This is a genomic window from Desulfovibrio piger, from assembly GCF_951793255.1.
Lineage (GTDB): Bacteria > Desulfobacterota > Desulfovibrionia > Desulfovibrionales > Desulfovibrionaceae > Desulfovibrio.
Window position 1 is genome coordinate 237,186 of record NZ_OX636706.1, and the last position, 18,865, is coordinate 256,050.

The 18,865-nt window shown below is 64.8% G+C and carries 18 protein-coding genes; 9 read left to right on the forward strand and 9 right to left on the reverse strand.

The features are described from left to right. Positions 1-90: 90 nt before the first annotated feature. The 3 genes from Q4I12_RS01240 to Q4I12_RS01250 all read right to left on the reverse strand — a co-directional run bounded on the left by Q4I12_RS01240 (position 91) and on the right by Q4I12_RS01250 (position 2,633). Complete coding sequence (locus Q4I12_RS01240; RefSeq protein ID WP_302260174.1) at positions 91-405, reverse strand: ApeI family dehydratase; 315 nt, start codon at positions 403-405, stop codon at positions 91-93. Continuing rightward, positions 402-1,157, reverse strand: a complete 756-nt coding sequence (locus tag Q4I12_RS01245) for a DUF3298 and DUF4163 domain-containing protein (protein ID WP_297138005.1) — start codon at positions 1,155-1,157, stop codon at positions 402-404. Before Q4I12_RS01245 ends, Q4I12_RS01240 begins: the two co-directional genes overlap by 4 nt. Before the next feature lie 234 nt (positions 1,158-1,391). Continuing rightward, a complete protein-coding gene (locus Q4I12_RS01250) occupies positions 1,392-2,633 on the reverse strand; it encodes a calcium:cation antiporter family protein (RefSeq protein WP_168935508.1) in 1,242 nt (413 codons plus the stop codon). 279 nt (positions 2,634-2,912) lie between these two features. Here Q4I12_RS01250 and Q4I12_RS01255 point away from each other — a divergent pair, with 279 nt between their 5' ends. The 3 genes from Q4I12_RS01255 to Q4I12_RS01265 all read left to right on the forward strand — a co-directional run bounded on the left by Q4I12_RS01255 (position 2,913) and on the right by Q4I12_RS01265 (position 6,653). Then, entirely contained in the window at positions 2,913-3,902 is a 990-nt protein-coding gene (locus Q4I12_RS01255; protein WP_302260175.1) for a YIP1 family protein, read from the forward strand. Between the two features lie 76 nt (positions 3,903-3,978). After that, a complete protein-coding gene (locus tag Q4I12_RS01260) occupies positions 3,979-5,106 on the forward strand; it encodes a sensor histidine kinase (protein WP_168935506.1) in 1,128 nt (375 codons plus the stop codon). Further along, positions 5,088-6,653, forward strand: a complete 1,566-nt coding sequence (locus Q4I12_RS01265; RefSeq protein WP_297158766.1) for a sigma-54-dependent transcriptional regulator — start codon at positions 5,088-5,090, stop codon at positions 6,651-6,653. The genes Q4I12_RS01260 and Q4I12_RS01265 overlap by 19 nt, the downstream gene beginning before the upstream one ends. A gap of 408 nt (positions 6,654-7,061) precedes the next feature. Here Q4I12_RS01265 and tnpA read toward each other — a convergent pair whose 3' ends face one another. Both tnpA and Q4I12_RS01275 read right to left on the reverse strand, forming a co-directional pair. Continuing rightward, positions 7,062-7,517 (reverse strand): IS200/IS605 family transposase, encoded by a 456-nt coding sequence (gene tnpA / locus Q4I12_RS01270; RefSeq protein ID WP_302260178.1) that lies wholly within the window; start codon positions 7,515-7,517, stop codon positions 7,062-7,064. Between the two features lie 208 nt (positions 7,518-7,725). Continuing rightward, positions 7,726-8,238 (reverse strand): rubrerythrin family protein, encoded by a 513-nt coding sequence (locus tag Q4I12_RS01275; protein ID WP_168935504.1) that lies wholly within the window; start codon positions 8,236-8,238, stop codon positions 7,726-7,728. Positions 8,239-8,495: 257 nt separating this feature from the next. On the opposite strand from Q4I12_RS01275, the gene Q4I12_RS01280 reads away from it, so the two are divergent. Both Q4I12_RS01280 and Q4I12_RS01285 read left to right on the forward strand, forming a co-directional pair. Continuing rightward, on the forward strand, positions 8,496-9,065 hold the full coding sequence (locus Q4I12_RS01280) for a cupin domain-containing protein (RefSeq protein ID WP_297160147.1): 570 nt from the start codon (positions 8,496-8,498) through the stop codon (positions 9,063-9,065). Next, complete coding sequence (locus Q4I12_RS01285) at positions 9,062-9,691, forward strand: YigZ family protein (protein WP_297160146.1); 630 nt, start codon at positions 9,062-9,064, stop codon at positions 9,689-9,691. Before Q4I12_RS01280 ends, Q4I12_RS01285 begins: the two co-directional genes overlap by 4 nt. Before the next feature lie 279 nt (positions 9,692-9,970). Here Q4I12_RS01285 and Q4I12_RS01290 read toward each other — a convergent pair whose 3' ends face one another. Beyond that, the gene (locus tag Q4I12_RS01290) at positions 9,971-11,053 is read right to left on the reverse strand and encodes an efflux RND transporter periplasmic adaptor subunit (RefSeq protein WP_302260179.1); all 1,083 of its coding nucleotides are present in this window, start codon (positions 11,051-11,053) and stop codon (positions 9,971-9,973) included. A gap of 228 nt (positions 11,054-11,281) precedes the next feature. Between Q4I12_RS01290 and speA the strand changes: the two genes are divergently transcribed. After that, positions 11,282-13,198, forward strand: coding sequence for a biosynthetic arginine decarboxylase (gene speA / locus Q4I12_RS01295; RefSeq protein WP_204626192.1), 1,917 nt, complete (start codon positions 11,282-11,284; stop codon positions 13,196-13,198). Positions 13,199-13,443: 245 nt separating this feature from the next. Here speA and Q4I12_RS01300 read toward each other — a convergent pair whose 3' ends face one another. From Q4I12_RS01300 to cobT, 3 genes are all read right to left on the reverse strand, one after another. Continuing rightward, positions 13,444-13,752: a hypothetical protein gene (locus tag Q4I12_RS01300; RefSeq protein ID WP_168935499.1), complete on the reverse strand. Its 309-nt coding sequence runs from the start codon at positions 13,750-13,752 to the stop codon at positions 13,444-13,446. A gap of 353 nt (positions 13,753-14,105) precedes the next feature. Then, positions 14,106-15,092, reverse strand: a complete 987-nt coding sequence (locus Q4I12_RS01305; RefSeq protein WP_204626194.1) for an ABC transporter ATP-binding protein — start codon at positions 15,090-15,092, stop codon at positions 14,106-14,108. Then, positions 15,092-16,189 (reverse strand): nicotinate-nucleotide--dimethylbenzimidazole phosphoribosyltransferase, encoded by a 1,098-nt coding sequence (gene cobT, locus Q4I12_RS01310; RefSeq protein ID WP_302260184.1) that lies wholly within the window; start codon positions 16,187-16,189, stop codon positions 15,092-15,094. The genes Q4I12_RS01305 and cobT overlap by 1 nt, the downstream gene beginning before the upstream one ends. A gap of 220 nt (positions 16,190-16,409) precedes the next feature. On the opposite strand from cobT, the gene Q4I12_RS01315 reads away from it, so the two are divergent. From Q4I12_RS01315 to Q4I12_RS01325, 3 genes are all read left to right on the forward strand, one after another. Beyond that, positions 16,410-17,765, forward strand: coding sequence for a trypsin-like peptidase domain-containing protein (locus tag Q4I12_RS01315; RefSeq protein WP_239463901.1), 1,356 nt, complete (start codon positions 16,410-16,412; stop codon positions 17,763-17,765). A gap of 147 nt (positions 17,766-17,912) precedes the next feature. After that, positions 17,913-18,101: a ferredoxin gene (locus Q4I12_RS01320; protein WP_040369804.1), complete on the forward strand. Its 189-nt coding sequence runs from the start codon at positions 17,913-17,915 to the stop codon at positions 18,099-18,101. Between the two features lie 87 nt (positions 18,102-18,188). Beyond that, the gene (locus tag Q4I12_RS01325; RefSeq protein ID WP_302260189.1) at positions 18,189-18,857 is read left to right on the forward strand and encodes a YkgJ family cysteine cluster protein; all 669 of its coding nucleotides are present in this window, start codon (positions 18,189-18,191) and stop codon (positions 18,855-18,857) included. Positions 18,858-18,865: the final 8 nt, after the last annotated feature.

Here is an 18,865-nt window from a genome sequence, read left to right on the forward strand (position 1 = left end):
GAAGCGCCAGAAGGCGGAAAAGGGCGCTTTTCCCCAAAGCACCCTTCGTCTCCTTCGGCAAGATCCCCTTGAAAATAGGACGGCCTTCCCTCACTCCAGAGAGAACACGGCTTCGGCCAGGCAGGCAGCGCCGTGCAGCAGACGGCAGCGGACCTCCGACGGCAGGGCGTCGCCCCTGTCTTCGGGCTCCATACGGCACAGCAGGTCGCTGTCAGGCAGGACGAAATGGCGGAAGCGTGCCCGGCGCACGGCACGGACACGACGGGACGGGAAGGCCTCTTCCACGGCCCGGCGCATGGCTTCCAAAAGGCAGGAACCGGGCACGCGGGGCGCACCGGGAAAATGGTCGGCCAGCAAAGGCGCATGGCCGGGAAAGCGCAGCACGACCTCCAGGGGCGGCATCATTCGCCCCAGAGCAGATGCAGGGGACCGGCCGGAGCCAGTTTTTCCAGCGGGATGAAGACGCGCTGCGTCCCGGCGGCCCAGGGAGCCACCTGATAAGGCTGGAAGTAGACACGCACCCCGCCGGGCACCAGGGCCAGCGCGGAAAAATTGTCCGCCAGGGGCTCGGTGCCGTCGTGGATCATGCTGTCCACCCGGCCGCCGCCCAGACGGGTGGCAAGCTCCTTCCGGGACACGGCGGACATGATCTCCAGAGCCTTGTCCACGTTCTCGAAGATGTCCACCAGCCCCAGACGCTGGCCGGAAAGCAGGCTGTAGGTCAGCGGGATCACGTCCAGATTGCCGTGCGCGCCGCCGGTGTAGGTCCAGATCTCGAAAACGATGCTCAGGGCATTGGCCGAGGGACGCGTCAGGGTGTAGGAGCCTATGAGCTCGCAGGGCGGGAGTTCCTGCTCCTGCCACTCAAGGGCCAGCGGCGCCAGCTCGGCCTCGAAGGTCGAGGCGATGCGCTCCACCCAGTCGGCCACGTCGCGGTCCACGTCCTTGCGGCCCAGCATGGGATAGGTGACGGTGATGTCCGGCTTGCCCGGCCGGGAAACGCGGCGCAGGTTGCAATCCGTGACGGAAATGGGGGCAAGGGCGGGCTCGGGACGGGAGTCGGCCAGCATGGTGCCGTGCCCGTGCGCGGCGCTGGCCGTGGGACACAGATCAGGAGACAGTGCGAAGCACGACAGCAGGGCCGCCAGCGCAAGCATGCGAGCGGACCGGCAACAGGATCCCGGCAGATGACGGAGATTCCCAGAGCTGAACATCATACCCCCCAGACGACGGAAAAAGAGATCGCGGCATGGCGCCGCAAGCTGCTTGTAGAGGGCTCCTGCGGCCCTGTCAAGCCTTGCGGGAGCAAATAAAAGGCCGGTCTGCCGACCCTGCGCGGACAGGGGGAAGACCGGCCGTGGGGAGCCTCTCCTCCAGACGGAGGCAAGGCCCTAATGATGCACGATATCCCGGACCTTGACGTGGAAGCCGTAACGCAGCTCGGCCACCAGGCGCCAGTGCCGCAGCAGGAGCAGGCCCGCCAGGATCAGATACGTCCAGGCATAGAAGTTGTGCAGGCGCAGCGGGTCGTGGGGCAGGCCCAGCAGGGCTTCCAGCTGCACGTCATAGAAGGGCGAGAACAGCTGGGCCAGGAAGAACACCAGCAGGGCCGCCGCCTCGCGCAGGCCCAGGCGCAGGTCCAGCAGCAGGGCCACGGCAAAGATGGACTGGCCGGCCGTGAGGAAGATCTCCTGGAACTGGTGCGGGTCCAGGTTGATGGGGGTGGTGCCGCCGGAAGACACGGCGTAGACACCGGGGATCATGCCCACCAGCAGGGTCCACTGGTTGAGCTTGGAGGACAGCAGGCTGCCCAGGGCCAGACCGGCGTTGCCGCGGAAGGCGAACATCAGGGCCACGATGAATTCCGGCGCTTCGGAAGCGATGGGCGCCAGCCACTGCACCAGCAGGAACTCGTTGATTCCCAGGATCTTGCCGCTGGCCACCAGGCTTTCGCTGAAGGGTTCGGCGTTGAACAGGATCACCAGGGCCGCGAACAGGAACAGACCGGCCACGGCGCGCATGCGGGCGGGACGCGAGAGCTTGGCCAGAGTGGCCGCCGGGCCTTCGGGCTCTTCTTCCTCACAGGGACGGCGGGCGATGATGCACATGTAGCCCACATAGATGCCCAGGAAGACCACGCCGTCGAACAGGGTCAGGGAGCCCTTGAGCGGGATCAGCAGGGCATAGAGGGTGGCCATGCCCAGGAAGAGGATGTCGGTGCGCTTTTCTTCGTGCAGGGCCACATAATTATGGAAGCGGCCCGCGAAGATCAGCACGATGGCCGTCCAGCCGATACCGATGAGCAGCCGGTTGGCGCCCGTCATATTGGCGATGGCGTAATGCGAGTAGGCGCTTTCGGGATGCTGGCCCGCCATCCAGGTAAAGTACATGTCCACGGCGTATTCGGGCAGCACGGCGATGAAGGCCACCACGGCCACGGCCACGGCCTGGGGGATGTCGAGCTGGGCCACTTCGCAGGCCCAGGTCAGCAGGAAGGACGCGCCCAGGATGGCCAGGCCGGCCAGTACGGCCACCAGCATGGGGGAAACGTCCGCAGGGGCAAGGCGCAGGGCCAGGCCCGGCAAGGTCATGAGGATAGCCAGAAGGTAGGGACGCAGGTCGCGCAAAGACATGACGGTCTCCTTGGCGGGGTTTGGGTTTTACACAAAAAAAAAGACCTTGGCTGCATGCAGTCATGCGGCCAAGGTCTCACTAGTCGGCAGGGCCAACGGCAGCACCAGACGTGATGTCAGGCTGTTGATGCTGCCAGGGTCTCAAGGACCCAGTTACTCCCCTTAGGTGCGGACAAAATAGTTGCTCTCTCTCCGCCTGTCAAGCCTGAATCCGCCTTTTCCGTCCCGTGGCCGTTCCCCGGATTGCAGGGCAGATGCCTCTCTGCTATGAGTAGCGTCATGAACATCATCTGCCCTCAATGCGGTTTCAGCCGTCCTTTCCCTCCCGATCGCGCTCCGGCGCATTCGGTGATCGCCACCTGCCCCCAGTGTTCCTGCCGCTTCCGCTTCCATCCCCAGGATGGCAGCAGCGAGCAGCTTTCGCCCGTCCGCAATGAAGCCGCCTCGGCGGCCAGCGACCTGCCCCCCGGCGCCATCATCCCCGGCATGGGGGATGACGGGGAAGGCGGGGCCCCCTGCCGCCGCGAAGATCCCCGCGAGGAGATCCCGCCCTTCCGGCCCCGTGACCGGCAGGAAGAGCCCAAGCCGCAGGCAGACGACGAGCCGCTTGAAGATGACTTCCGGGACGACGACGCCGACGACGACCGCCCCGGCCTGCCTTCCGGCAACCCCTGGGACGTGGCGCCCGCGCCTTCGGGCTGGATGGTGGCCTTTTACCGTACGGCCACGCGCATCATGTTCGGCGCGCCGGCCTTCTTCAGCTGCCTGCGCCCGCATCGCCGCTCCCTGCGCGCCCTGAGCTTCTACCTGATCGTCAGCGTCATCCTTTCCGTGGTGCAGCTGCTCTGGATGCGCGGCATGACCTCCATGCTCGTGGACGGCGGCATGGACCCGCAGATGCAGCAGATGATGGCCAGCACCCTGGCCATCCATGAGAGCATGCCCCTGTTCGTGCTCAAGCAGGTGGCCTTCGTGACCCTGCAGCTGTATGTGCAAAGCGCCCTGCTCTATCTCATGTACCGGCTCATCCTGCGCGACAAGCCGGAATTCGACCTGATCTTCCAGGTCAGCGCCTACGGCTCGGCGCCCATGCTGCTGTGCGTCATCCCCGTGCTGGGGGCGCTCACCGGCCTGGTCTGGAGCCTGGCCTGCACCCTTGTGGGCTACAAGACCGTGCTGCGCCTGGACTGGAGCCAGACGTTGCTGGGCTACGCGCCCGTTTTCCTGCTGGAGATGTTCCTGCTCCTGCAAGTGATGCAGATGCTCTAGCCCCATATCGACCTGACCTTTTCGGGCCCGCCGCTGCCGCCAGCGCGGGCCTTTTCCCCCTCCGCCCGTGCCACCCATGAACGAAAACCCTTCCCAGCCCGTCCAGGACGCTCCCGCTCCTGGAGAAAAAAACGGTTTCGACCTCACCCGGCTGCTGCTGCCGGGAAGCATCGTCCTGGCCCTGTGCCTGCTGCTCTGCATCTGGCTGTGCATCGACATCTTCATCTGGCCGCTGGGCACGCGCCAGCGCATCCTCATGTGCCTGCTGCTGTTTGCCCTGCTCCTGCTGCTGGGCCTGGGCGCCTGCCTGTGGCGCGGCATCTACCTGCCCCTGCTCACGGCCCTGCGCGAACTGGGCCCCGATGCCGACGGACGCATGCCGCAGGGCTCGCCCGTGCCCGCCATCACCTGCCGCATCCGCCGCATGCACGAGAACATGCAGCGCACCCGCCTGGCCCTTGAGGAAAGCCACGAGAACCTGCGCCAAAACCTGCGCCAGACCGAAAAGATGGCCCTGGTGGGCAAACTGGCCGCCGGGGTGGCCCACTCCATCCGCAACCCGCTGACGGGCCTCAAGCTGCGCCTGTTCTCCTTCACCCGGGGCATGGAGCTTTCCCCGGCCCAGCAGGAAGATGTGCAGGCCATGAACGAGGCCGTGCGGCACATGGAAGCCATCACCAGCAATTTTCTGGAATTTTCGCGCCGTCCGCGCCTGAGCAAGGAGCCGCTGGACATGAGCGAGGTGCTGGACCGCACCCTCATCCTGCTGCAACCGCGCATGGAAGCCTACAAGGTGACCCTGCGCCGCACGCGGCACGCACCCCTGCCCCGGGTGGACGGCGATGCCGAACAGCTGCGCGAGGCTCTGGCCAACCTCATCATCAATGCCTGCGAAGCCGCCGGTACCGACGGGGAAGTGCGCATCAGCGAAGAGCGCGGCCGCCTGGCCCCGCTGGGGCCCGTGGTGGTCATCCGCATCGAGGACAGCGGCCCCGGCGTGCCCGAAGAGCTGCACGAGGTCATCTTCCAGCCCTTCATGAGCACCAAGGTGGAGGGCACGGGCCTGGGCCTGCCCATCGCCCGGCGCATCTTTGAAGAACACGGCGGCTGGCTGCACCTGCACAACGCACCGGGACACGGGGCCAGCTTCGTCATGGTACTGCCTGTCCGCAAGGGGGACGACGTATGGCTGAGATCCTCATAGTCGACGACGACCATCACCTGCGTCAGGGCTTCCAGCGCCTGCTGGACGCCGAAGGCTACGAGACGCGCACCGCCGCCTCGGCCGAGGAGGCCCTGAACCTCATGCGGGAAAAGATGCCGCAATGCGTGGTCATGGACGTGCGCATGCCCGGCATGGACGGTCTGGAAGCGCTCAAGCGGATGCGTGCCCTGGAGGGCTGTCCGCCGGTGGTCATCATGACGGCCTATTCCACCACCGAGACCGCCATCGAAGCCACCCGGCTGGGGGCCTTCGACTACATGCTCAAGCCCTTCGACATCCCGCAGGTGCTGGAGCTGCTGCAACGGGCCCTGGCCGCGGGAGAGAGCCAGCGCCGCCACGAGGCCCAGTCCGCCGAGGAGGCTCTGGGCGAAGAGGACGACATCCGCCTGGTGGGGCATACGCCCCCCATGCAGGAGCTGTACAAGGCCATCGGCCGCGTGGCGCCCACCGATGCCCTGGTACTGATCCGGGGCGAATCCGGCACGGGCAAGGAGCTGGTGGCCAATGCCATCTGGCGCTACAGTCCGCGCTCCCGCCGCCCGTTCTCGGTCATCAACTGCGTGGCCATCCCCGACACCCTGCTGGAGAGCGAACTTTTCGGTTATGAACGCGGTGCCTTCACCGGCGCGCAGCACCGCCGCATCGGCCGTATCGAACAGGCCGCGGGCGGCACCATCTTCCTGGACGAGATCGGCGACATGCCGCCGGGCATCCAGGCGAAACTGCTGCGCCTGCTGCAGGAAAAACAGATCCAGCGTCTGGGCGGGCATGACTCCATCGACGTGGACGTGCGCATCATCGCCGCCACCAACGCCAATCTGGAGCAGGCCGTGGCCGACGGGCGTTTCCGCGAGGACCTGTACTACCGCCTCAAGGTGGTGACCCTCCGGACCCCGCCGCTGCGCGAACGGCGCGAGGACATCCCGGCCCTGGCGGCCTTTTTGCTGCACCGGCAGGCCGCCGAGCTGCACCGGCCCGATCCCGGTCTGGAAGAAGAGGCCCTGCGCTATCTGGCCGGTCTGGACTGGCCCGGCAACGTGCGCGAACTTTCCAATGCCCTGCAAAAGGCCCTGGTCTTCAACAGCGGCGCCCCGGTGAGCATCCGCGACCTGCAGCTGGTGCTGGATTCCCCGGCAGCGCATCCCCCCGCGGCGGGCCTCAGCATCAACGGCAACGGCGATACCGGCCCTGCCCCGGGCGTACGCCGCTCCCCCGTCGGCACCGGGAACGGCTTCCACGAAGGGGAAGCTCCTGTCGAAGACGCCCCGGCTCCTGCTGGCGTACCTCACAACGACGAACAGCGCAGCCTGGCCAGCATCGTCACGGCCTGCCTCCGGTCCGGCGATCCTTCGCCCTTCGACACCTGCATGGACATCATGGGCAGGGCCGTGGTGCGCGAGGCCCTGCGCCAGTGCCGGGGCAACCGCTCGCAGGCGGCCCGCCTGCTGGGCCTTTCCCGCCCCACCCTGCTGGCGCGCATGGAAAAATACGGCCTGAAGATCGAGACCCGCATCAGCGACGAATGAGGGCCGCGGGACAATCGCCCGTCACCGCTTCAATGCTCCGCCATCCCAAGGCCTGCCGGTCTCCGGCGGGCCTTCTTTTTTGCCTGCCGGCACGGCGGCCTTCCCGGCACCCCCGGCACGGATGTCCCGCCCGAAAACGTCCCGCCGTACGCGCGTGAGGCTCCCTCCGCCATGCCCTGCCGCGCCCTCAGCCCCCAGGCACAGCCCCAAACGGCCCGCCCGGTGACGGTACCTTCCCCCGCCGCACGGTTTTGCGGCATGGCAAGGCCATCTTTCCCGGCCAACGGGCACAATCAGAACCACCCGCATAGCGGGTGGTTTGCTCTGGCCCTGTAAGGGCCTGTTACCGGCTGCGCCTAAAGACGCTGGCTTTCACGCTGTTCAAGCCCAGTGCCCTTGCCGCCTTGGCTACCCCTTAAAGGGGTCTTGATATTCGCGTGATGTCAGCTTGTCTCTCATAATGTCGTGACGTTCCTGATCCTGGATATATTTTTTGATCGTTGCCTCATTAAGCCCCACCGTACTGACATAATATCCTTCGGCCCAAAATTTTCTGTTGCCAAACTTATATTTAAGGTTTGCGTGCTTATCGAATATCATCAACGAACTTTTCCCTTTCAGGTAGCCCATGAAATTTGCCACACTGATTTTAGGAGGAATGGACACCAGCATGTGGACATGATCCGGCATCAGATGCCCTTCCAGAATCTCAACCCCTTTATATTTGCAGAGGCATTGCAGAATTTCTTTTATACTTTCACGGAGCTGTGTGAAGATTATTTTCCTTCTATATTTTGGAGTAAAGACGATATGATACTTGCACAACCATTTCGTATGCGCTAGGCTATAAGTCTTGGTTCCCATAACAAAAACACCTTTCCGTTAATATTGCGATGGGCTTGAACAACTTCATCGTAGCGGAAAGGTGTTTTTGTGTGTATAACGTATTGTTTCCACCCGCATAGCGGGTGGTTTTTTGTTTCGCGCCTGTCAGGCGCTCAACAGGCTAAAGCCCATAAAAAAAGGCGCCGGCCCGAAGGGCAGCGCCTGGAAAAGTCAGGACCGGCCGAACTTACTTGTTCAGGCAGCAGGCGTCGTCCACCTTGAAGAAGGCAGCGGCCTTGGCGCCACACACGGGGCAGCTGTCACAGGGGCCTTCGTGGGTGTAGCCGCAGACCTTGCAGACGTAGAAGTCGACGTTGTCGAAAGCGTGGTTGTCAGCGGCAGCCTTCTTGTACAGGTTGGCGTGCACTTCTTCCACCTTGTTCACCATGTCCATGTACTTGGCCACGGCGGTCTGGCCTTCGGCTTCGGCTTCCTTGATCATTTCAGGATACATCTTGGTGAATTCGTAGGTCTCACCACCGATGGCGTCCTGCAGGTTGGCGGCGGTGTCGCCGATCTTGCCGGCGTTCTTCAGATGGGTGTGGGCGTGGATGGTTTCGGCGGCGGCAGCGGCGCGGAACACCTTGGCCACACCGGACAGGCCTTCCTTGTCGGCAGCCTGGGCGTAGGCTAGGTATTTGCGGTTGGCCTGGGATTCACCGGCGAAGGCAGCCATCAGGTTTTCGAGAGTCTTGCTCATTGTGGTTCTCCTTGGGGGGTATATGTTCAAAAAATGTCGTCTTAATCAGGAACGATTCCTGTTTACAGAAAACTCATGCCTTTGTAAAGCATTTTTTTGCGTATTTTTATTTCCGTCCCCAATAAATAAGGCCCGAATGGCCCGCGTCAATGTCCCGGAGCCGGATTAGCCCCGTCTTTCCTGCACAAAAACGCCCTTTGTTCCATGCCCTGTCCGCAAAGCTTGCGAGCCGGGCCAAGGCAGGCTAAAAAAACGGCATGACAGCGACCACATCCCTTGCACAAGCCCTTTCGGCCCAGGACATCATCCGCCATTATGACCTGATGCCCCATGTGGAAGGCGGCCACTACCGGCGCGTCTGGTGCAGCTCGCAGGATCTGCAGCCCGAGAGCCTTCCCTGCGGCATCTACGGCAGCCGCCCGTGCAGCACGAGCATCCTGTATCTGTTGCAGGCGGGCGAGCGCTCACGCCTGCACCGCATCCGCCAGGATGAGTTATGGCATTTCCATCTGGGCGGCCCTTTGCGCCTGTACTGCCTGACCCCTGACGGCAAGGAGCTGGACAGGATACTAGGGGCCGACATCCTTGCCGGCCAGCATCTGCTGCTGCCCATGCCCGGCGGCTGCTGGTTCGGCGCCGAACCCTGCCCGGGGACGGATTTTTCCCTGGTCTCCTGTACGGTGGCGCCGGGCTTCGATTTTCGTGACTTCGAGCTGGCCAAGGCGGCCTGTCTGGTACGCCGCTATCCTTTTGCCAAAGAAGGCATCGAACATTTTTGCCGGCTGCCTGACGGCTGTCCCGATCCCGGGAAAGGCTACCGGGGATGAGCCGCTTCCCCATCCCCGCGGCCGATGCCGCCGCCCCCTTCCAGACCGAGATCATCATCCGGCGCAGCCGTTTTTTGACCCACTGCGCGCATACGCCCGGCATGGAAGCCGCCCGCGCCTTCGTGGAGCAGATCCGCACCAAACACGCCGACGCCACCCACAACTGCTGGGCTTTCGTGGCCGGGGCTCCGGGACACAGCGGCCAGGTGGGCTTCTCGGATGACGGCGAACCGCACGGCACGGCCGGGCGCCCCATGCTGCAGGTGCTGCTGCATTGCGGCGTGGGCGAGATCACCATGGTGGTCACGCGCTGGTTCGGCGGCGTCAAACTGGGCACCGGCGGCCTGGTGCGCGCCTATCAGGATTCGGTGCGCGAGAACCTGGCCACCCTGCCGCTGGCGGAAAAAGTGCCTACCGTGGAGCTGGACGTGCAGCTGGACTATGCCCATCTGGACCGCCTGCACCGCCTGCTGCCCACCTTCGAGGCCCGCGTCTGCGCCGAGGCCTACGATCAGGCCGCCCGGGTACGCATCTGCCTGCCCGAGGCCCTGCGCGGCCCCTTCGAGGAAGCCCTCGCCGGACGTACCGACGGCCGCGCCCGCTGTACGCCGGTCGAGGAAGCGTGAGGCAGGGGGCTGCCGCAAGACACGTCTTGCCGTCCGCCTCAAAGCGTCTCCGGCATATCCACAAGAAGGCTTCCCGCCCGAGCCGGCCCGCGCACCCGGCAGGCGCAGGCCCGTCCGCCTTTTCAGGCACGCTCCTTCCAGGGGAAGATGGCCAGCAGTCCCCGACCGGGATACGCCCCCCCCCAATATAAAAATAAGCCCCGCCTGCTGTCCGGCAGACGGGGCTCGTCCATTCTTCAAACTCGGCGGGAGGAGATCCGTTCTCCCCCGGCAGCGTCCTTACTGTATCACCTTCACCGGCACATCGGGAGCCAGGCGCACGATACCGTCGATGATGACCTGTTCCCCGGCCTTGAGCTCACCTTCCACCACGCTGATGTCACCAGACTCAAAGAGGATGTTCACCTTGCGGTAAGAGGCCTTGCCGTCGGCACCGGCCACATAGAGGTAATTTTCCTCACGGCCGCTCTGCACGGCCCGGCTGGGGATGGCCAGGGCCTGGCGCGCCATGCCCAGCGGCAGTTCCACGGTCACGAACTGGCCAGGCCAGAGGCGACGGTTCTCATTGTCGAAGGTGGCACGCAGCTGGATGGTGCCGGTGGTGGTATCCACGCTGTTTTCCACCAGGGTCAGCAGGCCCTTTTCGGTCTGCCCGCCCGTGGGGGTCACGTCCACTTCCACAGGTCCGGCATGCATGCGGTCGAGGATCAGGGAAAGATGCCGCTCCGGCACCGAAAAGGTCACATAAATGGGCGAAAGGGTGTCGATGCTGACGATGGGGGTGGTATCGGAGCTGCGCACCATATTGCCCTTGTCCACCTTGAGACCGCCCACACGACCGCTGATGGGCGCGCGCAGGGTACAGTAGGAAAGGTCGAGGGCGGCGCTTTCCACCGCGGCCTTGTCGGCCTGCACGGTGGCGCGCAGGGCCGCGGCCTCGGTGGCGGTCTGTTCGTAGGCCTCGCGGCTCACATAGCCGTTGCCCACCAGCTTGCCGTAACGGCCCGCATCGTTGGTGGCCTTGTGCAGCTGGGCCTCGGACTTGGCCAGCTGGCCCTTCTTTTCGCGCAGGGTGGCTTCAAAGGGACGCGTATCGATGGTCAGCAGCACATCGCCTTCCTTCACGTCCTGGCCTTCCGTAAAATGCACCTTTTCTATCTCGCCGGTCACACGGGGAGTGAGCCCCACACTGGCGGAAGCCTTGACGTTGCCCACAGCGCCGAGCACGCGCGGCATGTCCTGCGGCTGTACCGTCATCACATGCACGGGCGCGGCCTGTCTGCCGCCCTGTCCGTCCTTGTCGCCGGAACAGGAGGCCAGCACGGGGACGAGCAGCAGCAGGAAGATGGCAAGATGTTTCATGGCAGTCCTCACGATTTTCTGAATGATGCCTCAAAAACGTTGCACACCAGACACATCGCGTCAAGAAAACAAATGTGTGGTCCTGCCCGGGAGCGCTTGCCCTCCCTGCCTTCCCGGACGGACAGCGGCCCCGGGACAATTGACTTTCCCCCCTGTGCGGGCATAATAATCCCGCGGCGGGAGAGCCCGCGAACTCATCCGAAATTTCCGATGCTGGAGGCACAAGAATTGGCAAAAAACCGCGCATTGCAACAGTGGCGGGTGGAAGATTCCATCGAACTGTACGGTATCCGCAACTGGGGAGCCGGCTTTTTTACGGTGTCCGATGAAGGGGACGTGGTCGTCTGCCCGCAGGGCCCAAAGGGCCCGCAGATCTCCATACCGGAGATCATCTCCGGCTTGCGTGAACGCGGCTATGACATGCCCGTGCTGCTGCGCGTGGAAAACATCCTGGACTCCCGTATCGCCAGCCTGCACGAGTCCTTCCGCAAGGCCATCAAGAACCTGAACTATCAGGGCGAGTACCGCGGCGTCTTCCCCATCAAGGTCAACCAGCAGCAACAGGTGGTGGAAAAGATCGCCCAGTTCGGCTCCCGCTACCATCACGGTCTGGAAGTGGGCTCCAAGGCGGAGCTCATCGCCGCCGTCTCCCTGATGCGCGATACCGAAGCCTGCATCGTCTGCAACGGTTACAAGGATGAGGAGTTCATCGACCTGGGCCTGCAGGCCCAGCGCCTGGGCTTCAACCTGTTCTTCGTGCTGGAGATGCCCAGCGAACTGGACGTTCTGCTCTCCCGCAGCCGTGAACTGGGCATCCGCCCCAACATCGGCGTGCGCGCCAAGCTCTCGGTCAAGGCCAGCGGCCACTGGACCGACTCCGGCGGCGAGCGCTCCACCTTCGGCCTTTCCCCGGCCCAGATCGTGGACGTGGTGGACAAGCTCAAGGCCTGCGACATGCTGGACTGCTTCCGCCTGCTGCACTACCACCTGGGCTCTCAGGTCTCCAACATCCGCGACATCCGCACCGGCGTCATGGAAGGCGCGCGCCTTTATGTGGGCCTGGTGCAGGAAGGCGCGCCCATGGGCTACCTTGACCTGGGCGGCGGTCTGGCCGTGGACTACGACGGCTCGCACACCAATTACATCTCGTCGCGCAACTACAATCTGGACGAATACAGCGCCGACATCGTGGAAGCCATCATGAGCATCCTCGACGAGCAGCAGGTGCCGCACCCGCACATCATCACCGAATCCGGCCGCGCCACCGTGGCCTACTATTCCGTGCTGCTGTTCAACGTGCTGGACGTGAGCGCCGTGGAAGAGGCCCAGCTGCCCGCCGAGCTGCCCGAAGACACCCCCGAGCCCGTGCTGAACATGCGCGAGGTCTACGGCAACATCAGCCTGCGCAACCTGCAGGAATGCTACAACGACGCCATCTACTACCGTGACGAGATGCGCAAGCTCTTCTCCACGGGCCGCGTGAACCTGCGCCAGCGTACCCTTTCGGAGCGTTTCTTCTGGGCCATCATCATGCGCATCGCCCAGGAAAAGGTGAAGCTCAAGACCGTGCCCCGCGACCTGCAGGACATCGACGTGAGCCTGGCCGACATCTACTACGGCAACTTCAGCGTCTTCCAGTCCCTGCCGGACAGCTGGGCCATCGACCAGCTCTTCCCGGTGATGCCGGTGCACCGCCTCAACGAGTTCCCCTCGCGCCAGGGCATCATCTCGGACATCACCTGTGACTCTGACGGCCGCATCGACCACTTCATCGACCCGCAGGGCCTCAAGACAACCCTGGACCTGCATCCCCTGAAGGACGGCGAGGAATACTATCTGGGCGTCTTCCTGGTGGGTGCCTATCAGGAGACCCTGGGCGACCTGCACAACCTCATGGGCGACACCAACGTGGTCTCCATCCGCGTCGATCCCGACGGCGGCTATGAGTACGTGCGCGAGATCCGGGGCGACTCCGTGGCCGACATCCTGAGCTATGTGGAATACGACCCCCGCCGTATCCTGGACGACCTGCGCGCCACGGCCGAACGCGCCGTGCGGGCCGGACGCCTGACCCCCAGCGACCGCTTTGCCGTGCTCCAGGCTTTTGAAGACGGCCTGCGCGGCTACACCTATTTCGAACGCTAGGAAAGAGGGCGCTCGCAGGGGAAGGGACCTTTTCCCGGAACTGGAAAGCCCTCTCCTTGCGCCTCCCCAAAGCGCTTTCTGCAAACGTCGAACGCCCGGCATTTCCTGCCGGGCGTTCTTGTTTTGCCGCACGGGACGCACCACACGAAGGCAGCCAGGTCGCACGCCGACTAGAGCAGGACCGACGTCAATGCCCGGGAGCTTTTTCTCCCGATCCGGGGCGTCGCAGGCAGTGCGATCATCAATCAGCCTCTCAGACCACGCTTGGAAGCCTTGATGGGGTTGATCTTCTTCTTGGCTTCGTCGGTGTAGACCGGGATGCGGTGGGCATTGGCCTCGGCCAGGCGAACGGGGTCCAGATCGAGGGCCAGCAGGCGGGCTTTGGTGGTGGCCCTGCTGCCGGAATAGCGGTGGGGGTCCGCCAGGTTCTTGTCCAGATAGTTGGCACTGGTCAGATACAGGCCGCGCTCGTCGATGGCCAGGCAGAATTCCTGCCCGTTTTCCATGACGGTCTGGATGACCATGCCGGAGGTAGTGCCGAAGCGATTGTCCATACGCTCTCCTTTGCTGGGTATTTGTATCAGTTTATAGAAAAAGAATTTCATTTTCAATTAAAATATCCCAGCAATTTTTCCTGGCGCTGCCTCCCCTTCTAACGGGTACGTGCAAACGCCCGCTCTCCCGCATCACCTGCCGGGGGACAGGCTGTCAGGCACGGCTTTCTTGGCAGGCAGCGTTCCGTCTTTCCGCATAAGACATACTTTAGGGGGGAGATGCAGGGGCAAGGGACACTCTGCCGCACGTGCCGGCGACCAGCCGACGGCCCGCAGGCCGTGCCCGTTGCGCCGAAAAAAGCTGCGGGCAGCGACGGCAGCGCGAGGGCCCCTCCCCCTGGATAACGTATCATTTACCCATACAGATGGCAGCGGACCCGCCAGCCGGGCTCCAGCTCCTTCCACTGCGGGGCTTCCTCGCGGCAGCGTTCCGTGGCCTGCGGACAGCGGGGATGGAAGCGGCAGCCCGACGGCGGATCCAGCGGGCTCGGCAGCTCGCCCCGGATGTTCTGCTGGGGCGCGCGCACCGGGCTTTTGCCGTCGCGCAGATCCTCAAAGGAAGGCACCGAGGCCAGCAGGGCGCGCGTATAGGGATGGGCGGGCTCCCGGAGCAGACGCTCGCGCGGGCCCTCTTCCACGAAACGGCCCAGATACATGACCAGGATGTGAGGGCACATGAAGCCCACCACGGCCAGATCGTGGGAAATGAACAGATAGGCGGGCCCGAAATCCTCCTGCACCTGCCGCAGCAGGTTGAGGATCTGCGCCTGCACCGAGGCATCCAGCGCCGAGACCGGCTCGTCGCAAACGATGAGGTCAGGATGAGTCATGAGCGCCCGGGCCACGGCGATGCGCTGCCGCTGACCGCCGGAGAACTCGTGCGGGTAGCGGCGTTCCAGACCGGCCAGGCCCACCGTGGCGAACATGTCGCGCACCCGCTCCCGGCGTTCCCTGCGGCTCAGGCGCTCCCCGGCCAGCAGACTCTCCTCCACCGAGGTGCCCACCGTGCAGCGGGGATCGAGGGAAGAGAACGGGTCCTGAAAGACCATCTGGATGCGTCCGGCCGCCATGCTGCCCGCTCCGGCAGGCGGCAGCGGCGCGCCCCGGAACAGGATGCGGCCGCCGGTGGGACGTTGCAGACCGCAGACCAGACGGCCCAGCGTGGACTTGCCGCAGCCGGATTCGCCCACCAGCCCGAGGCTCTGGCCGGGCCGCAGGACAAGATCCACCCCGTCCACGGCCCGCAGATGGCGCACTTCGCCCAGCATGCCCTGACGCACCGGGAAGTGGCAGCGCACATCTTCCAGCGTCAGCAAATCGTCCCTGTTCCCGGTCTCCATCACAGGCCTTCGTCCACCTGCGCCTCGGCAAAGGTGGCCATCTCGTTGAAGATGTTCACGGCGCAGCGCAGCAAATGATAGGCCACGGCGCCGCCGGTGCCCTCGCCCAGCCGCATGTCCAGGTGCAGCAGGGGCGTGCCGCTGTCCAGCGCGCCCAGGGCGGGCACATGGCCGGGCTCGGCCGAGGCATGGGACAGGATGGCGTACTGGGCCACCAGCGGGCAGATGCGCACCGCGGCGGCATAGGCGGCGCTGCAGATGAAGCCGTCCACCAGTATGGGCAGGGAGCGCGACGCGGCCCCCAGCATGATGCCGGCCATGATGGCCAGCTCGAAACCGCCCAGCGCGGCCAGGATGTCCACCCCGTCGCCCTTCAGGGCCGCGGCGTTGACCTCCAGGGCGCGACGCACGATGGCGGCCTTGTGGCGCACCCGTTCGGGATCGGAACCGGCCCCCGGGCCCGTGGCCTCGTCAGGGTCGAAACCGAACAGCGCACAGTTGATGGCCGTGGCCGGCGTGGAATTGCCGATGCCCATCTCGCCGGTGCCGAAACAGCGATAGCCCTTGTCCGCGAACTCCTCCACCAGGGCGATGCCGTGGCGCAGGCCCTGCAGGCAGGTCTCGCGGCTCATGGCCGGGCCCTTGCTGATGTCGGCGGTGCCGTCGCCCAGGCGGCGGTCGATGAGCAGCTCGTGCGGCTCGTAGGGCCCCCCGGCGCAACCGGCATCCACCACGCGCAGGTCCATGCCGCTGCTGCGGCACAGCACGTTGACGCCCGCGCCGCCGTTGAGGAAGTTGCGCGTCATCTGGCGGGTCACGGCCTGCGGCATGGGCGAGACGCCCTGGGCCGTCACGCCGTGGTCCCCGGCCACGGTCAGCATCAGGGCCGGGCTCACGCTCAGGGGCGTGACCCCGCCTGCCATGGCATACAGGCGCCGGCCCAGTTCTTCCAGACGCCCCAGACTGCCGCGCGGCTTGGTCAGGTTGTCCAGATGGGCCTGGGCCTTCTCCAGCAGGGAGCTTTCCAGGGGACGGATAAAGAGGCCCGGCAGGGCGGGCACTTCCACAGCCTCACGATATACGGGAACTTGTTTCATGTTTTCTGTGTAACGTCTTGCCCGGCCCGGCGCAAGCATGGCCCGTCTTTACCTGTGTGACGGCCTGTATTAGAAAAGGCGGATCCTGCCGGGAATGCCCGCGTGGCCCACGGCCCGCCGGACAAAAGCAGGGCATCGCCGCCGTCCGTCCACGGCTGCCGCTCCCCTGCCCCTGGGCCTTCCCGCCCTTTTTCCATCCGCAACGATCACGGAGTTGACCATGCATCCGTCGTTTTCCCTGTTCCCCGGCCTGCGCCGCGCCGCAGGCACCCTGGCCTGTCTGGCCCTGCTCTGTACGGCCACGGCCCCTGCCGCCGCGCCCGTGCCGGATTCCAGCCCGCGCATGACCCCGGTGGTGCGCGCCGTCCAGGCCACGGCCCCCGCCGTCGTCAACATCACCAGCACCCATGTGGTGGAGCGCCAGCGCATCTCGCCCATGGACCAGTTTTTCGGTTTCGGCCCGGGCTTCGACCAGCCCCGCCGGCAAAAACGCGTGAGCCTCGGCTCCGGCGTCATCGTGGACGGCAAGCGCGGCCTGGTGCTGACCAACGCCCACGTCATCGCCGGTGGTGACGAGGTCATGATCCATCTGCAGGACGGCCGCCAGTTCCCCGCCGTGGTCAAGGGCGCGGAGCCGGACTTCGACCTGGCCGTGCTGGAGATCCAGGGCCCCCATGACCTGCCCGCCGTGCCCCTGGGCGATTCCTCCGACCTCATGCCCGGCGAGACCGTCATCGCCATCGGCAACCCCTTCGGCTTCAACCACACCGTCACCACGGGCGTGGTCTCGGCCCTGGGCCGCACCATCCGCAGCGAGAGCGGCGTGTTCACCGACCTGGTCCAGACCGACGCCGCCATCAACCCCGGCAACAGCGGTGGCCCCCTGCTCAACCTCGAAGGCCGTCTGGTGGGCATCAATACCGCTGTCCACGCCCGCGGCGAGGGCATCGGCTTTGCCATCCCGGTCAACAAGGCCCGCCGCGTCATGGATGACCTTGTGGGCCAGGGCCGTGTGGCGCCCCTGTGGCTGGGCCTGGCCGCCGACGACGTGGACCAGCGCATGGCCATGGCCCTGGGCCTGCGTGAGCCCCGCGGCATCATCGTCACCCGCCTCTACCCCGGCAGCCCGGCGGGCAAGGCCGGCATCGAGCCCGGCGACGTCATCGACAGCATCAACGGCTCGCCCGTGCGCGACCGTCGCGAATACGTGAACATCCTGCGCAACCAGGTGCCCGGCGCCGAGCTGACCCTGGGCGTGCTGCGCGGCGACAAGCCGGAAAAGATCCGCGTGAAGCCCGCCTCCTTCGACGATGCCACGGCCCTTTCCCTCATGCAGGAGATCTGGGGCCTGCGCGTGCGCGAGGCCGACGGCCTCATGCTGGTGCGCGAGACGCGCCGCCCCGGCCCCACGGACTTCCTGCGCCCCGGCGACGTCATCGCGGCCATCGGCGGCATGCGCATCCGCACCACCGCCGATCTGGTCAACGCCTTCCGCCGGGAACGCCTGGCCAATCAGGTACTGATGCAGATCGTCCGCGACGGCCGTCCGTATTACGCGCGCGTGCTGCTGCAATAAACGCGCCGGACACGTCCCCTGCGACGATGTGCAAAGAAATCTTCCCTTGACAGCCCAAGGGGGGGGACGCTATGCATTCCCTTGGGTGGGGAGACCCCTCCCCCCGAGGACTACAAGAAACGTACGTTTCAACATCTGGAGGACACAATGGGCTACAATGTGAATGTCGATACCGACAAGTGCGTGGGCTGTGGCGAATGCGTGGACGTTTGCCCCGTGGAAGTTTACGAAATCAAGGACGGCAAGTCCGAACCCGTGAACTCCGAAGAGTGCCTGGGCTGCGAATCCTGTGTGGAAGTCTGTGAAACCAGCGCCATCACCGTTGAAGAAGCCTAAGCCCTAAGGGTGCCCAAGCACCTGCAAATCAAAGTGCCGCCGGGCGTTTCGTCTGGCGGCACTTTCATAACCAGCGGAACGACCCCAATGATTCCTGATCTTCAGCCCATTTTTGCCGAATACGAAAAACTCCGCGCCAGCTGTGACGCCGTGTTCGAGCGTATCCGGCACGACCATGCCCAGTGCGTCACCTGCAAGGAAGGCTGCAGCGATTGCTGTCATGCCCTGTTCGACCTTTCCCTGGTGGAGGCCATGTACATCAACCGGGCTTTCCAGCAGGCTTTCGATTACGGTCCGCAGCGCTCGGCCATCCTGACCAGGGCCGCCGAGACCGACCGTCAGCTGACCCGCCTCAAGCGCGAGCTCTTCCGGGAAGAAAAGTCCGGCAAGAGCCCCGAAGCCATCATGGAAGAAGCCGCGCGCATCAAGTGCCGCTGCCCCCTGCTGGGCGATGACGACCGCTGCCTGCTCTACCAGGCCCGTCCCATCACCTGTCGCCTCTACGGCGTGCCCACCGCCATCGCCGGTCAGGGCCACATCTGTGGCTTCGCCGCCTTCGAAAAGGGCAAGTCGTACCCCACCGTCTATCTGGACAAGATCCAGAGCCGCCTGGAAGACCTGAGCCGCGAGATCGGCCGCACCGTCAACAGCCGCTTCCGCGAGCTGCACGAAGTCTACGTGCCGCTCTCCATGGCACTCATCACCAATTACGACGAGGCCTACCTGGGCATCGGCCCGGCCAAGCCTGAAAAATAGGGAGCGCA

What these genes read in the sequence shown, in the direction of transcription:
- Q4I12_RS01265 (WP_297158766.1), top strand. Translation starts at nt 5,088, where the DNA reads ATGGCTGAGATCCTCATAGTCGACGACGACCATCACCTGCGTCAGGGC.
- Q4I12_RS01245 (WP_297138005.1), bottom strand. Translation starts at nt 1,157, where the DNA reads ATGCTTGCGCTGGCGGCCCTGCTGTCGTGCTTCGCACTGTCTCCTGAT.
- Q4I12_RS01250 (WP_168935508.1), bottom strand. Translation starts at nt 2,633, where the DNA reads ATGTCTTTGCGCGACCTGCGTCCCTACCTTCTGGCTATCCTCATGACC.
- tnpA (WP_302260178.1), bottom strand. Translation starts at nt 7,517, where the DNA reads ATGGGAACCAAGACTTATAGCCTAGCGCATACGAAATGGTTGTGCAAG.
- cobT (WP_302260184.1), bottom strand. Translation starts at nt 16,189, where the DNA reads ATGAAACAAGTTCCCGTATATCGTGAGGCTGTGGAAGTGCCCGCCCTG.
- Q4I12_RS01325 (WP_302260189.1), top strand. Translation starts at nt 18,189, where the DNA reads ATGATTCCTGATCTTCAGCCCATTTTTGCCGAATACGAAAAACTCCGC.
- Q4I12_RS01275 (WP_168935504.1), bottom strand. Translation starts at nt 8,238, where the DNA reads ATGAGCAAGACTCTCGAAAACCTGATGGCTGCCTTCGCCGGTGAATCC.
- Q4I12_RS01290 (WP_302260179.1), bottom strand. Translation starts at nt 11,053, where the DNA reads ATGAAACATCTTGCCATCTTCCTGCTGCTGCTCGTCCCCGTGCTGGCC.
- Q4I12_RS01255 (WP_302260175.1), top strand. Translation starts at nt 2,913, where the DNA reads ATGAACATCATCTGCCCTCAATGCGGTTTCAGCCGTCCTTTCCCTCCC.
- Q4I12_RS01285 (WP_297160146.1), top strand. Translation starts at nt 9,062, where the DNA reads ATGAGCCGCTTCCCCATCCCCGCGGCCGATGCCGCCGCCCCCTTCCAG.
- Q4I12_RS01300 (WP_168935499.1), bottom strand. Translation starts at nt 13,752, where the DNA reads ATGGACAATCGCTTCGGCACTACCTCCGGCATGGTCATCCAGACCGTC.
- Q4I12_RS01260 (WP_168935506.1), top strand. Translation starts at nt 3,979, where the DNA reads ATGAACGAAAACCCTTCCCAGCCCGTCCAGGACGCTCCCGCTCCTGGA.
- Q4I12_RS01240 (WP_302260174.1), bottom strand. Translation starts at nt 405, where the DNA reads ATGATGCCGCCCCTGGAGGTCGTGCTGCGCTTTCCCGGCCATGCGCCT.
- Q4I12_RS01305 (WP_204626194.1), bottom strand. Translation starts at nt 15,092, where the DNA reads ATGGAGACCGGGAACAGGGACGATTTGCTGACGCTGGAAGATGTGCGC.
- Q4I12_RS01320 (WP_040369804.1), top strand. Translation starts at nt 17,913, where the DNA reads ATGGGCTACAATGTGAATGTCGATACCGACAAGTGCGTGGGCTGTGGC.
- Q4I12_RS01280 (WP_297160147.1), top strand. Translation starts at nt 8,496, where the DNA reads ATGACAGCGACCACATCCCTTGCACAAGCCCTTTCGGCCCAGGACATC.
- Q4I12_RS01315 (WP_239463901.1), top strand. Translation starts at nt 16,410, where the DNA reads ATGCATCCGTCGTTTTCCCTGTTCCCCGGCCTGCGCCGCGCCGCAGGC.